The following is a 13,110-nucleotide window of genomic DNA, read 5'->3' as shown; positions in this document are numbered from 1 at the left end:
TTGATTTTCATGGTAGGCGGTACTGGATTTGAACCAGTGACTTCTACCGTGTGAAGGTAGCACTCTCCCGCTGAGTTAACCGCCCGTCAGAGGTGGTGACTGTATCGCAATGTTTTCCGATTTTCAAGACAAAAATCCAGCGTTCCCGACTCATTAATGAGCGGCCGGGATTTGACTCCTACCTTTCAATGGTTACCTTAAATACAGGATTTTCATGAAACTTTATTTCACGAAGAGGTGAGGTCATGAAAGTATTTGAATATAGAATCACGCGGCATCCGGCGGAGGAACTTCGAGAGATGGTCATCTTCTGCTCTGAGCGGGGTGAGTGCGGCCTGGGGGATGTGCCGCAGGACCAGGTTGTTCGTCTACAGAACATCCTGAACGAAACCGGCCGGGACGGCTGGGAATTGATCGATACCGTCTTCGGCAGGGACGGCCTTCTCGCCTTCTGGAAACGGGAGAAATGAGGTGGCATATGAAAAAGATAATTACCGTCAAGGGAATGTCATGCCGGCACTGTGTCATGGCCGTGACCAGGGCACTGGAAAATATAGAGGGGATCACCGATGTCAGCGTCGACCTTCAGAAGGGCGAAGCGTCCTTCACGGAGACCGCATCCGTCGACGGAACGGTCATAAAAAGAGAAATTGAGAATGCCGGATACGAAGTCGAATAAGAAAAAATTTGCCGTGCGCGGCATGGATTGCCCGTCATGCGTGATGAAACTTGAAGAAGGGATTGCACACATCAAAGGCGTGCACACCGCATCGGTGAATTTTCCCCTGGAGCAGGTATCCGTCGATTTCGATCCGGACCTTGTGAACGAGGATATTCTCTCGGAAGCCATCAGCAGGCTGGGTTACGAGGCGACACCGGAAAAGGCCGCCGATGTAAAAGGGCTTCGAACAACGACGGTCATGGTGGGCGGCATGACCTGCGCGGCCTGCGTTCGCCGGGTCGAAAAGGCCCTCGCGGGCATCCCCGGCGTTCAGGGCGCGGCGGTCAACCTGGCCACATCGCGGGCGACCATCGTACATGAAGGATTGACTGATCCTTCGGAATTCGCCGAAGCCATCGGCAAAGCCGGATACGAGCTTCTCGGTGTACAGGGGACAATGGATGAGGACCCCGTTGAAAAGGCACGGGAGGCGGAATTCAGAGACCTCCGGCGCAAGGTCATAACGGGCATCCTCCTGAGCATCCTGATCTTCATGGGAAGCATGCAGGAATGGTTTCCCTTTCTTTCACGTATCCCGCGGACACAGATGCTCGTCATTCTGTTTCTGCTTACCACACCCGTCGTATTCTGGGTGGGAGGCCGCTTCATCACTGGTGCCGTCAAGGCCCTTCGCCAGAAGACATCCGACATGAATACCCTTGTTGCGATCGGCTCGCTTTCGGCATACGGATATTCGACGGCAGCGATCCTCAGTCCCGGATTTTTCCCTGCAGGCCCCGCATATCCCCACGTGTATTTCGACGGCGCCGCCATGATCGTTACCCTGGTCCTCCTCGGCCGCCTCCTGGAAGCCCGGGCCCGCGGCAGGGCCTCACGGGCCATAAAGAATCTCGTACAGCTCCGGCCGTCGGTCGCGCATGTCATCATGGACGGTGTGGAACGGGATCTGCCGGTGGAAACCCTGCTGCCCGGCCGGCGAGTGCGGGTCAAGCCGGGGGAAAGGATACCCGCCGACGGCACAGTCCTGGAGGGACGCTCTTCGGTCGATGAATCGATGCTGACGGGAGAGAGTCTCCCCGTTGAAAAACAGGCGGGCAGCGCGGTTTTTGCGGGAACGGTCAACGGGAACGGAAGTATTGAATATGAAACGACAAAAACCGGCGCGGAAACGATGCTCTCCCAGATCATCCGGCTCGTTGAGGACGCCCAGGGTTCCAAAGCACCCATTCAGCGCTTCGCCGACCGGGTGGCCTCCGTATTCGTACCCGTCGTACTGACGATCGCCGTGTTCACCTTTATTATCTGGTACTTGCTTGTCCCCGAACCGGCTTTCAACAGGGCCCTGCTCAATTTCATATCGGTCCTGATCATCGCCTGTCCCTGTGCCATGGGTCTCGCCACGCCGACGGCGGTCATGGTGGGAACCGGCCTGGGGGCGGAGAGCGGAATATTGATCAAAGGCGGAGAGATACTCGAAAAGGCCCACGAGCTGAATACGGTCATCTTCGACAAGACCGGCACCCTGACGGAAGGGAGTCCGCGGGTGACCGACATGGTTCCCGCGCCGGGGACAGACGAAAAAACACTGCTGCAGGCGGCCGTTTCGCTGGAAGCGGCATCGGAACATCCCCTCGCCCGCGCCATACTTGAGAAGGGACGGGAGATGGGGATCATGCCTGCTGCGGTCGGGGAATTTTCCACCATTCCCGGCCGGGGCATTCAGGGACGCATCGGTGAAACGCAGTTCCTCCTGGGAAACAGGGGATTCATGAACAGCCGGGGCGTTTCAACGGAACCCATGTTCGCCGAGTTGAACTCACTGGAATCGCGGGGGAAAACGCCGGCTTTTGTCGCCGCCGATGATGCGCTTCTGGGAATGATCGCCCTGGCCGATGAGCCGAAGCCGACGGCCGCAGCCGCCGTTGCGCTCCTGAAAAAGGCCGGCCTGCGGGTGGGCATGATCACCGGTGACCATGCCGCAACGGCACAAGCCGTGGGCCGGACCGTCGGGATCGACGAGATCCACGCGGAGGTCCTTCCCGGCGACAAGGCCGCGGAGATACGCACGCTTCAGGACCGCGGACGGGTGGTCGCCATGGTGGGCGACGGCATCAATGATGCTCCGGCCCTGGCCGCCGCGGATATCGGTATTTCCCTGGGCGCCGGTACGGACATCGCCAAGGAGGCAGGTCACATCATTCTCATGCAGGACGACCTGACACTGGTCCCCGCGTCGCTTCTCCTCTCTTACCTCACCATGCGGGTGATCCGGCAGAACCTTTTCTGGGCCTTTTTTTACAACAGCCTGGGAATCCCCATCGCCGCGGGAATTCTCTACCCTCTCTTCGGTATCTTTCTGAATCCCATGTTCGCCGCCGCCGCCATGGCGTTGAGCTCGGTGTCGGTGGTCGGCAATTCCCTCCGGCTGCGCAGGCTCTGGAGAAAGCGGCATCATACGGAACGGAACGTCCACACCGCCGGACGGGTAACTCTGCCGGCTTCGTCATGACCCCGCTCTTTCTGTTGACAGGTTTTTCGTTCAGGATTAGACTGATACCAAGAATACCGGAGAAGGGAGGGAAGAGTCATGAAGGTTGCCATTATCTTCACGGGGACCGGCCCCATTCTCGTCCTGACCTCATATAATTCCTTGACAGCGCCGGAATTCGTCAACAAGCTCGCCGCAAAAGGGATAAAGAAATTCGCCGCCTCGGAAATACCCTTTGAACTGGCAAAGCAGCGTTATGGGCATCACTTTGACGTGATCATGGGAGACCTGTATCAGACCGATGACCTGCGGGTCCTTGATTACAACGGCTATAACGTGTTCAATAATTTCTCCTTCAATGAAATGGGAAAACTGATCTACTACGAACCATAGCTCAGAACCGCCCATGCCTGCCGGTCCCCCGGGCAAAGCGGCCCGCCCCTGCAAGGGTCTCGCCGCTCTCGATCACCCGCAGGCCGAGTGTGAACTCCAGTTCCATGGCGGGGTGGAAATCCATATCGAATCCCCGGTAGAGGGCTTCCCGGTCGCTCCGCATGCAGACCTGGGGAAATTTTCTTAATTCAGCAGCCAGGGTTTCCGCGGCGTCGCGGGACGTTCCCGGTGGCACGACGCGGTTCGCCAAGCCCATGGAAAGGGCCTCTTCGGCGCCGACGGGGCGGCCCGTCAGAATGAGATCGAGGGCCCTGCTCATCCCGATAAGCCGGGGGAGCCGCTGGGTCCCACCGTCGATAAGGGGCACGCCGAAGCGACGGCAGAAGACACCGAAGAACGCATCTTCCTCCATGACACGCAGGTCACACCAGCATGCCAGTTCCAGCCCGCCCGCGACGGCATATCCCGACACGGCGGCTATAACCGGTTTTGACAGCATCATCCGTGTCGGGCCCATGGGACCGTCCTGCGCCATGTCCCGGTTGAGGCGGTTTCCCCGTTCTTCCGGGTCTTCCGACACCGCTTTCAGGTCCGCACCGGCGCAGAAGGCCCCGCCGGCACCCCAGAGCACGGCGGCACACAGCGAGTCATCCTGTTCAAATTCGGTGAAGGCCTGAACCAGTTGATCCGCCGTCCTGCGATCCACGCAATTACGAACTTCAGGCCTGTTTATAATGACCGTACACACCCCTTTACGACGTTCCGTCAGGACTTCCATGGCAGTCTCTCCTTGTGTATTCGATGCAAAAACGCTAAGAGAAAAGGCAACTGCTGTCAATGAAAAAGGCGCGCGCCCGGCCGCGGGAGGCCGCCGGGGAGGTACTGCTCATGTCGGAAAAAAAACCGGTGAATTATTCCCTTTTCGATCGGCCCGAGATCCTGAACTTTCTGTTCTATCCCCGTCCGGAATGGAGTGTCCCGCAGGATGGAGAGAACACGCGGACCGTGCTGATCCCCGTCGCCGACGACGTGGTCATCGGCGGCAGGTTTCATCTGGCGGGTGACACGGCGCCGACGATCCTCTTTTTCCACGGGAACGGAGAGATCGTCGCCGACTATGACGACCTGGCACCGATCTTCGTGGACCGGGGCATCAATTTTTTCCCCGTCGACTACCGGGGCTATGGCCTTTCAACAGGCAGGCCCACTGTTTCGGCCATGATGCAGGACTGCCATCGCATATTCGATCATGTGCTCACATGGCGGAAAGAAAAGGGACATACCGGTCCCTTCGCGGTCATGGGCCGTTCTCTGGGAAGCATCTCGGCTCTGGAACTGGCGGCGAACCGCGGAGACGGTATTGACGGGCTGATCATTGAAAGCGGCCTCGCCTATGCGTTGCCGCTCCTGGAACTTCTCGGGATCAATGCCCGTCATCTGGGCATCACTGAGGACCGGGGATTCAACAATGTCGACAAGATACGGGGCTTTCACAAGCCCACACTCGTCATTCACGCCCAGTACGATCACATCATCCCCTTTTCCGACGGCGAGGCCCTCTTCGAGGCAAGCCCCGCGGCGGACAAGAGATTCCTCATGATCCCCGGGGCCAATCACAACGACATCTTCGCGCGGGGACTCGACCGGTACATGCAGGAGGTCGCGGATTTTATGTCCCGTCTTCAGAAGTGAGGGGTTTATTCGCGAAAGAGGGAAGCAAAAACAGATGTTCACGTCCCCTGTATTTTGCACTCTGTTGCCGTGTCGCTCTCTGAAATACACCCGATAAATCGGGCAACTACAGAAAAAGAACAACGACCTCGAAAGGAAATGCAGTTCGCCGATGAATCGGCGTTTTTCCTCTCCCCTTGCTAAAGGGGGAACTGAGTAAAAGGGTTTTTTACAGATCCCCGACCCCTGTTCCACGAGCTGCCATGACGGCAACCATTGTTATTCAGTCGGTTCAAAATCCGCCGGCACATAGGGTGTCGTCGTTATGACCGCCGGCGCGCCGCGGTATTTTTCCCGTTTCACCATCTCCCTGATGCCGGCAATGGTCTTGATCCCCAGGTTTTTTGTAAAGAGGTTCACCACGAAAGAGGGAAGGCTTCCACCGGGATCAGCCAGGACCTGATAGGTCATTTTGCAACCGCCCGCTTCCAGGGGAACGATCACGATCTTCATCCGCGTCAGCGGCATACGCACGGCATTCTGCGCAGGGACATCGAAATCGCCTTCGATCTCCCTGGCCCTGATGTGGAGGGTCCCGGTCTCATGGTCTATCAGGTACTCCGCCCGGGCGATGCCATAGCGGTCGTCAACGGGCCAGGGCATGCCGGTCCGGTTATAGGCACAGAACGCGTCTGTCCTGTTCTCCATGCCGGGCACGTCGACCACTGCCGCCTCAACGCACCGGAACATGTATTCGGGCTGGGCCGGAATATCACGCAGCACCGCCTCTATCACGGCCACGGGTGCATCGACGGTCCCGACGGCCATCACTTCATCGACGCTTGTCAGCGATGTCCATCGCGTATAGCCCACGATGCCGTCAAGCTCGCTGACCTCATTCCATTCTCCGGTCCGCACTTCCTCGGCAAAGCAGGGAACCGCCGCCAGCAACAGCCAGAACAGCATGATCATCAGGAACAGCATTCTCCTCTTCATGAAAGCACCTCATCTCATAGATATTTGTGTGACCACCCGCCGGGGGAACCCCTCGCAGCGGCACTCCCGGCACTCAGGGGCTTGCAAAAAAATACTCGAAGAGCAGGACCATCACCGGTATCGATACAAGGGCCGTAATGAAACTGGCGAACATGAACTGATTCACGATGTTCCTGTTTCCTCCGGCCCGTTCGACGACGATGGGCATGGCCGTAATGGGAGGAACGGCGCTCTCCAGAAGGAGAATGAGGGCCACATCATGGGCGGGACGGACAATCAGAAGCACCCCCAGCATGACCAGGGGAAACAGGAAATTTTTCATAATGACGAATTTCACCACCTCGCCGGGGTACAGCGACCCTTTGTTCCGGTAATCGACATAGATGTTGCCTCCCAGAATTATCATGAGCAGAGGTATCGCCATAGCGCCTACCATAAGGAAGGACCGCACGAGAAAACCGGGGATCACTCCCTGTGCTCCGGCAACGGACAGGGCCGTGGCCGCCACGGTTACGATCAGGATGATATTGAAAACTTTTTTCCAGTCCACGGCACGGCCCGCACCGCCGAAAAAGAACTGATAGGTGCTGAAAAAAAATGACGGGCTGAACATGGTGAAGAGAAACAGGGACACCACCTGGGTGGAGGAGTTCCCGAACATGCCCGTAAGAACGGCCAGGGGGAAAAAGATGGCGTTCTGGTAGAAGAGGGTCGCCGCGAATTCGCTGCGCGTTTCGGGCCGTGAAAACAATGAGCAAAGGCCCGACAGGATACCGGCCAGCAGGGTGAACCCGACCCACCAGAGCGGAAGGAAATACCACCCCGGCATGCCGGCGGGCTGAAAATTCAAGATAATATTGGCGAAAATGAGGCAGGGGAGCGCGATATCGATGGCAACGGTAGTAAGGACTCCCAGGGCATCCTCGGGCAGGATGCGCCTGACGACGATGCTGAATCCCAGGATGCCGATTCCCAGGAGGACAGCGACGGATTCGAACGTGGTAATGACGATTTCCACCGGTTTTCCTTTTCCTGCCGCCGCCCTGCATGGATCAGGAAAGACGGCCTCACCCGCGAAGGAGCGTATCGCCCTCAGAGCCTCTTCCGGTACTGCATTTCCTGGAACCTGACGACGACGGTGGTCCCCCCGGTCCGGTCGATCTCGACGGAACCGCCGAGTTGATATACCAGGTCGCTGACCAACTGCATGCCCAGCGTTTCTATGGCATTGAACGTGACATGAGGCGGCATGCCCACACCGTCATCCTTCACCGTCAGCGCGAAGGCCCCCTCCCCTTTGGAATGGAGATCTATGACGACCTGGCCCTTCCGGTCCTCCGGAAAGGCATGCTTCAGCGCATTGGATACCAGCTCATTCACGATCAGAGCGCAGGGGATCGCCGTCTCTATGCCGAAAAAGACCCCCTTTTCAATATCATAGATCAATCCGATCCGGGACGGATCGGCATTGTATATCATGTAGAGGCGATCCGTGAGGCTTTCTATGTAATCGCCGAATTCTATGTGTCCCAGGTCGGCGGAGCGATAAAGCTTTTCATGGATCAGCGCCATCGATCGTACGCGGTTCTCACTGTCCCTGAAAAGCCTCAGTGATTCAGGGTCCGAGATGTAGTTCGATTGGAGACTCAGCATGCTTGACACGATCTGCAGATTATTCTTCACCCGGTGGTGAATTTCCTGAAGCATGACATCCTTTTCCTTCAGCGACCGGCGTATCTGTTCCTCGGCCCGCTTCCGGTCCGTCATATCGCGGACCACACCACGGAAACCGACCGGTTCTCCCTGAAGATCCCGTATCACGGCGGAGGACATTTCAAGTATCCGCGGTGTACCGTCCTTTCGCAGTATCTCATAGTCGGTGATATCGATCGCATTACCCGTGTGATACATTTCACTGAAGAGATCAAATATCCTCTTTGCCGTTTCCGGCGTGGCATATTCGCGATTATTCATGCCTATGAACTCTTCACGGGGATATCCTATGATATTGCAGGCCGAATCGTTACAGAAGGTGATGTTTCCCGCCAGGTCGACCTCAAAATATCCTTCCTGCATGCTCTCAAGGATCGTCCGGTACTTTTCCTCGCTTCGCCTGATCTCTTCTTCGGCCCTTTTCCGGTCCGTCACGTCCCGGGCGATACCGCGAAAACCAATAGGGGTTCCCTTCTCATCTCTCATGAGCGACGCCGTCAGCTCCGTGAACCGTGTGGTACCGTCAGGGCGTATGATCTCATAATCGTTTATCTTCGCCGGCTCTCCCGTTTCGTACATCTCATTGAAGATACGGTACATCTTCTTCGCCGTTTCGGGGGAGGTATAGTCCAGGTTGCTCAGACCGATGAGAGCACCCGCCGGAATTCCCGAAATTTTCTCAACGGCATCGTTCAGGAAGATAAACCGGCCGGCAAGGTCGACCTCGAAGTAGCAGTCCTCTATGCTGGCAAGGATGGTCCGGTACTTCTCCTCGCTTCTTCGCAGGGCATTCTCAGCCTCCCGTTGCTCCGTAATGTCAAGGATCTGCCCGATCGTCCGCGTGTTCGCGCCCTGCCCCGTAACGAGGGACAGACTGATCTGAATGACCCGTGTCTGTCCATCCTTGCGCACGATGGTGAATTCGTAACGGGGCGGGACATCTTCACCACGTCGTCTCTTGAGATACCGCTCGATGACGATATCACGGCTCTCCCGTGTCAGATATTCGCGGAAATCCCGGCCGCGTATCTCATCACAGGCATATCCCAGTATCCGGCAGAACTGGTCGTTCACATAGATGAACTGATACCGGTCGTTCACGATGAAGATGCCGTCATGGGAGTGCTCCACAATGGAGCGGAACCGTTCCTCGCTTTCTCGCAAGGCCTCTTCGGCCTCTATTCGTCCCGTTATATCCGTGTAGAACGCCACGATACCGACCAAGCGCCCCTCGATGATGATTGGCGACCCGGCGGCAATGACATGGACGGGCCTCCCGTCTTTCCGGTGCCGGATCACCTCGGTGGGTTTCATGGAATCACCACCGATGACGAGGTTCGTATACCGGCGAGCGTCTTCGGCGGAGTCGGGGCTTGTGACCAGGTCATCCAGGTTACGCCCCCGGGCTTCATCCGCCGTGTAGCCGAATATCCGCTGTGCCCCCGGATTCCACTCGGTGACGTGATGGTTCTCATCAAGGGTGATGATCGCGTCCGGAGATGACGAGAGGATCGCCTCGAGACTGCGCTGCCGGCGCAGCGCCACATCCTCGGTCTTTTTCCGCTCCGTAATATCCCGGGCAACCCCTCGGAATCCAACGGGATTTCCTTTGGCATCAAGCATCAGAGATGCGTACAGCTCGCCGAACCTCCTTGAACCGTCCCGTGTAGTGACCTCGAACTCATCGAGATATCCCGGTTTGCCGGTCCGGTAAATTTCATTGAACACCTCGAACATCTTTTGTGCGGCATCGACCGAGGCATACTCCCGGTTGTTCATGCCTACCAACTCTTCCCGGGAGTAACCCGCCACCCGGCACATGGCGTCATTGACAAAGGTAAAGGTGCCGGCGAGATCGAGCTCAAAGCACCCCTCTTCGATATCCTCAAGGATGGACCGGTATCGCTCCTCGCGGCGGCGGAGTTCCTGTATTTCCTGAACGAGTTCTTTCTTTGTCTTGTTTTCGTCTATCATATCAATATATTATGATCACCACGGACTGCGCTGTTCTTCCTTCCGGATCGCCTCTGCTCCGCATGGTAACACAACACCGGTGATGTTCCCGTAATCGTGAGCCCGAACTGCCCGTTACCTGATTTTCACTGCTTTTACAAGGGGAAACTCATTGGATGCTGGGTCCCGTTTCGCCGGAAGCAGTGCGCGAGGACGGGAACCGTCGGATCACAGAACTGAGATTATATGAAAGGGGATCCCGCTTTCCTCCGCCCCTTTCTGCAGGGCTTCCTTTGAACCGAGGACCTTGACGAGCCCCGCCGCTGCCACCTGCTCAAGAACGTCGGCAAAGGTCCTGAAATCGGACGCAGTGGTGGAGAGCACCTCTTCCCGCGTCCGCTGGCGCTCTTCCTCGGTACTTCCTACCAGGTGGCGCACCATCGACGTGTATCCTTTCGCATCGGGAAACAAGTAGGTATCGATATTACCGATGGTCCCGATGATGCCTTTTGTCAACTCTCCGTCGGACAGGTGCAGGTCCCGCAGATATCCGGCAGCCCCATCAAAGGCATCAATGGTCTTTTTCACGTTCGGGTCCCGGTAGGAAAGGAACAGAAGGTCGCCGGAGAGCCGGTCGAAGGTACAGAAAGCGCCATAGGCCCCTCCCTGAACGCGCACCATGTCCCAGAGCCAGGAATTTCTCAGATACCGGGTGATGACGCCCACGGACCCGTGATACTTGTACCCGAGGGAATAGAGATTGTATCCTTTTCCTACATAGTTGATCTGCGAGGGGACGACCATCGCCTCGAAGGGATCGGGGGGTTGCGGGACCCAGGACGCCGCCGGAAGGTCCCTGTCCGGCATATCTTTCATGAAACGGGCCAGTGACGGCTCCAGGCGGGTCCACTCCTTACCGTCAACGGTCGCGTTCACTATCATGCCTGCCCGGTTCACGCTGAGGTGAAGCATATCGGTGAGCACGGCCAGGATTGAAGGCCAGTCCGTCTCAACACGCCCGGCAAGATCACGGAGAAAGGAGAGATAGCTGATCCCGGCCATCTGCTCCCCCACCCATCCGGCCGTTCCGAAGTGCGAGTGCAGCCGTATCCCCACGAACTGATGACCCGCCGGGACGACGGCATGTTCCTGGCGGGCCTTTTCTTCGAGCACCATCTGCCTGAACCGGTCCCGGTCATCCAGTTTGATCGAAAAAAGAACATCCCTGACAATATCGAGCATATCGTCGACACGCTCACATACGGCTTTTCCCCTGATGAACAGGCGGGACTCCGTTTCCGGTGAATTTCGAACCGGCGAGGTAAGTGACGATGCGTAGATGCCGCCGGTCTTTCGATCGATCCGCCGGGAAAGCTGCACAAAATCCTCCTTCTCGGTCCCCATCTCGAACAAGGCCCTGCTGAAAAGGGGAACGAAGGGCAGGTATGCTTCCGGCAGCGCGCGGAGCGAAAATCCAATATCGAGATAGAGGATCCCGCCGGTGGAAAGATCATGGTACAGAAGAGGAATGCCTTGCCGGTCGGATATTTCCAGTGGTATTACCTTGTTCCTCAGCTCCAGGTCCGAAAGGCGCAGCATGGGAATGGTGGACAACGCTTCCGGTGTGTCCGGCGTGGCCTGGATGTTCTTCAGCTCCTTCGTGTCCTTTACGAGCCTGTCAACGTCGACCGCTGATAATCGCTCCTTCGCTCCCGCCAGCACCTCCCGTTCGCGCCGGCTCTCCCGTTCTTCCAGATCGGGATCGGGCCGCAGGATAACCGTGGTCCGATGGTTGTTATCAATGAACCAGCGGGACAGGATACGCTCAAAGAACCCCCGTTCCCTCGAAATCCCGTTTTTGATCGCTTCAAGGGGCGTCTCAAAGGCCAGGGGCGCGATCGGGTCGGCCCCGTGAAGCCAGGTCGTCAGCGACCTGAGCATCAGGATGAGGCCGCGGGGATGGCTTCCCGTATTGTTCTCGCGCAGGGTGAATTCCGTCGTATTGATGGCGGCTTCAACCGCATCCGGTTCGATCCCGTTCCGAACCAGGGACGCCAACGTATCGAGAATGAGCTTCTCGACCTCGATGGCCCTGCCGGGGTCGATCCCCTTCAGTCCGATCGAAAAATAGAGCTGCTGCAACTCATCCTCAAGGCCGCCTCCGGCAAGGTCCTCACCCAGGCCTGAGTCGATCAGCGCCTTGCGCAGGGGTGAACCGGGGGTCCCCAGAAGGATGTACGAGAGGATATGAAGGGCCATGTTCATTTCCAGGTCCGGCGTTTCCGTCAGCAGCCAGTTGACGGTCACCATGCCCCGATTCCTTCCGGTCTCATCCGGTCCCGATGCATAGGAGCGCTCCATTTTCCGTGGTGCACCGAAGTCACGTTGAACGGCGATCGATGAATCCGTCTCGCTCTTTTCAAAATCCTTCAGGTATTTATTCACCAGTCGCAGGCGTTCTTCGGGATCGTCATCACCATGAAAAAAGATCAGGGCGTTCGACGGGTGATAGAACCGCCGGTGAAAGTCCTGAAAGGCATCAAAGGTAAGTTCGGGAATTCGTGAGGGATCGCCACCTGAATCCAGTCCGTAGGGGGTATCGGGAAAGAGGGACTGCTGGGAATACTCTCCCAGCAACCGTTCCGGCGAAGAATACGCGCCTTTCATCTCATTGAACACCACCCCTTTGAATTGAAGCGGCAGGTCTTTTTCTTCCAGATCATAGTGCCAGCCTTCCTGCTTGAACACATGGGGCTCGATGCGGGGGTAGAACACGGCGTCGAGATAGACGTCGATCAGGTTGTAAAAGTCCCGGATGTTCTGACTGGCCACGGGGTAACAGGTCTTGTCCGGATACGTGAAGGCATTCAGAAAGGTTTGAAGGGAACCTTTCAGGATCTCAACGAATGGTTCCTTGACGGGATATTTCCGGGAACCGCACAGGACGGAATGTTCAAGGATGTGGGCCACGCCCGTTGAATCGGACGGAGGAGTCCTGAAGGTGATGCCGAAGACCTTGTTTTCGTCATCGTTCTCCAGGGACAACACCTCGGCGCCGGTCTTCGTATGCCGGTAATGGCGTGCCCGTGTCCCGATCTCGGGAATATCACGTTCCTTGAGAAGTTCGAACCCCTGTGTCTCCGTCATGACCGGCCCCCGTGAAAGTGATTTTGATCTTCATACTCGATTTGTGAAGCATCTTCAATGACCATTT

The 13,110-nt window shown here is 57.1% G+C and carries 10 protein-coding genes and 1 tRNA gene; 5 read left to right on the top strand and 6 right to left on the bottom strand.

The genetic code is table 11. From position 1 onward, the window contains the following. Window positions 1-10: 10 nt before the first annotated feature. Window positions 11-85: transfer RNA gene (locus tag JXO48_05755), tRNA-Val, on the bottom strand. A 160-nt stretch (window positions 86-245) separates the two neighbouring features. On the opposite strand from JXO48_05755, the gene JXO48_05750 reads away from it, so the two are divergent. From JXO48_05750 to JXO48_05735, 4 genes are all read left to right on the top strand, one after another. Continuing rightward, the gene (locus JXO48_05750; GenBank protein ID MBN2283375.1) at window positions 246-470 is read left to right on the top strand and encodes a hypothetical protein; all 225 of its coding nucleotides are present in this window, start codon (window positions 246-248) and stop codon (window positions 468-470) included. A gap of 35 nt (window positions 471-505) precedes the next feature. Beyond that, complete coding sequence (locus tag JXO48_05745) at window positions 506-679, top strand: heavy-metal-associated domain-containing protein (protein ID MBN2283374.1); 174 nt, start codon at window positions 506-508, stop codon at window positions 677-679. Next, window positions 657-3,191 carry a copper-translocating P-type ATPase gene (locus JXO48_05740; protein MBN2283373.1) on the top strand — a complete coding sequence of 845 codons (2,535 nt, stop codon included), beginning with the start codon at window positions 657-659 and terminating at the stop codon, window positions 3,189-3,191. The genes JXO48_05745 and JXO48_05740 overlap by 23 nt, the downstream gene beginning before the upstream one ends. Window positions 3,192-3,269: 78 nt before the next feature. Further along, the gene (locus JXO48_05735) at window positions 3,270-3,563 is read left to right on the top strand and encodes a hypothetical protein (protein MBN2283372.1); all 294 of its coding nucleotides are present in this window, start codon (window positions 3,270-3,272) and stop codon (window positions 3,561-3,563) included. Window position 3,564: 1 nt separating this feature from the next. Here JXO48_05735 and JXO48_05730 read toward each other — a convergent pair whose 3' ends face one another. Further along, complete coding sequence (locus JXO48_05730) at window positions 3,565-4,341, bottom strand: crotonase/enoyl-CoA hydratase family protein (protein ID MBN2283371.1); 777 nt, start codon at window positions 4,339-4,341, stop codon at window positions 3,565-3,567. 110 nt (window positions 4,342-4,451) lie between these two features. Here JXO48_05730 and JXO48_05725 point away from each other — a divergent pair, with 110 nt between their 5' ends. Beyond that, window positions 4,452-5,255, top strand: a complete 804-nt coding sequence (locus JXO48_05725; protein MBN2283370.1) for an alpha/beta hydrolase — start codon at window positions 4,452-4,454, stop codon at window positions 5,253-5,255. A 258-nt stretch (window positions 5,256-5,513) separates the two neighbouring features. Here JXO48_05725 and JXO48_05720 read toward each other — a convergent pair whose 3' ends face one another. The 4 genes from JXO48_05720 to JXO48_05705 form a co-directional block, all read right to left on the bottom strand. Further along, entirely contained in the window at window positions 5,514-6,230 is a 717-nt protein-coding gene (locus tag JXO48_05720; GenBank protein MBN2283369.1) for a hypothetical protein, read from the bottom strand. Between the two features lie 73 nt (window positions 6,231-6,303). Beyond that, window positions 6,304-7,248 (bottom strand): AEC family transporter, encoded by a 945-nt coding sequence (locus tag JXO48_05715; GenBank protein ID MBN2283368.1) that lies wholly within the window; start codon window positions 7,246-7,248, stop codon window positions 6,304-6,306. 74 nt (window positions 7,249-7,322) lie between these two features. After that, the gene (locus tag JXO48_05710) at window positions 7,323-9,917 is read right to left on the bottom strand and encodes a PAS domain S-box protein (protein MBN2283367.1); all 2,595 of its coding nucleotides are present in this window, start codon (window positions 9,915-9,917) and stop codon (window positions 7,323-7,325) included. 207 nt (window positions 9,918-10,124) lie between these two features. After that, entirely contained in the window at window positions 10,125-13,043 is a 2,919-nt protein-coding gene (locus JXO48_05705) for an insulinase family protein (GenBank protein ID MBN2283366.1), read from the bottom strand. Window positions 13,044-13,110 lie beyond the last annotated feature (67 nt).

It is taken from the genome of Deltaproteobacteria bacterium (assembly GCA_016933965.1).
Lineage (GTDB): Bacteria > Desulfobacterota > Syntrophia > Syntrophales > UBA2210 > JAFGTS01.
This window is presented reverse-complemented; position numbering and strand designations above follow the sequence as displayed.

Excerpts from the sequence above, each read along its gene's own strand:
- JXO48_05750 (MBN2283375.1), top strand. The coding sequence starts at position 246 with ATGAAAGTATTTGAATATAGAATCACGCGGCATCCGGCGGAGGAACTT.
- JXO48_05745 (MBN2283374.1), top strand. The coding sequence starts at position 506 with ATGTCATGCCGGCACTGTGTCATGGCCGTGACCAGGGCACTGGAAAAT.
- JXO48_05740 (MBN2283373.1), top strand. The coding sequence starts at position 657 with ATGCCGGATACGAAGTCGAATAAGAAAAAATTTGCCGTGCGCGGCATG.
- JXO48_05735 (MBN2283372.1), top strand. The coding sequence starts at position 3,270 with ATGAAGGTTGCCATTATCTTCACGGGGACCGGCCCCATTCTCGTCCTG.
- JXO48_05730 (MBN2283371.1), bottom strand. The coding sequence starts at position 4,341 with ATGGAAGTCCTGACGGAACGTCGTAAAGGGGTGTGTACGGTCATTATA.
- JXO48_05725 (MBN2283370.1), top strand. The coding sequence starts at position 4,452 with ATGTCGGAAAAAAAACCGGTGAATTATTCCCTTTTCGATCGGCCCGAG.
- JXO48_05720 (MBN2283369.1), bottom strand. The coding sequence starts at position 6,230 with ATGAAGAGGAGAATGCTGTTCCTGATGATCATGCTGTTCTGGCTGTTG.
- JXO48_05710 (MBN2283367.1), bottom strand. The coding sequence starts at position 9,917 with ATGATAGACGAAAACAAGACAAAGAAAGAACTCGTTCAGGAAATACAG.
- JXO48_05705 (MBN2283366.1), bottom strand. The coding sequence starts at position 13,043 with ATGACGGAGACACAGGGGTTCGAACTTCTCAAGGAACGTGATATTCCC.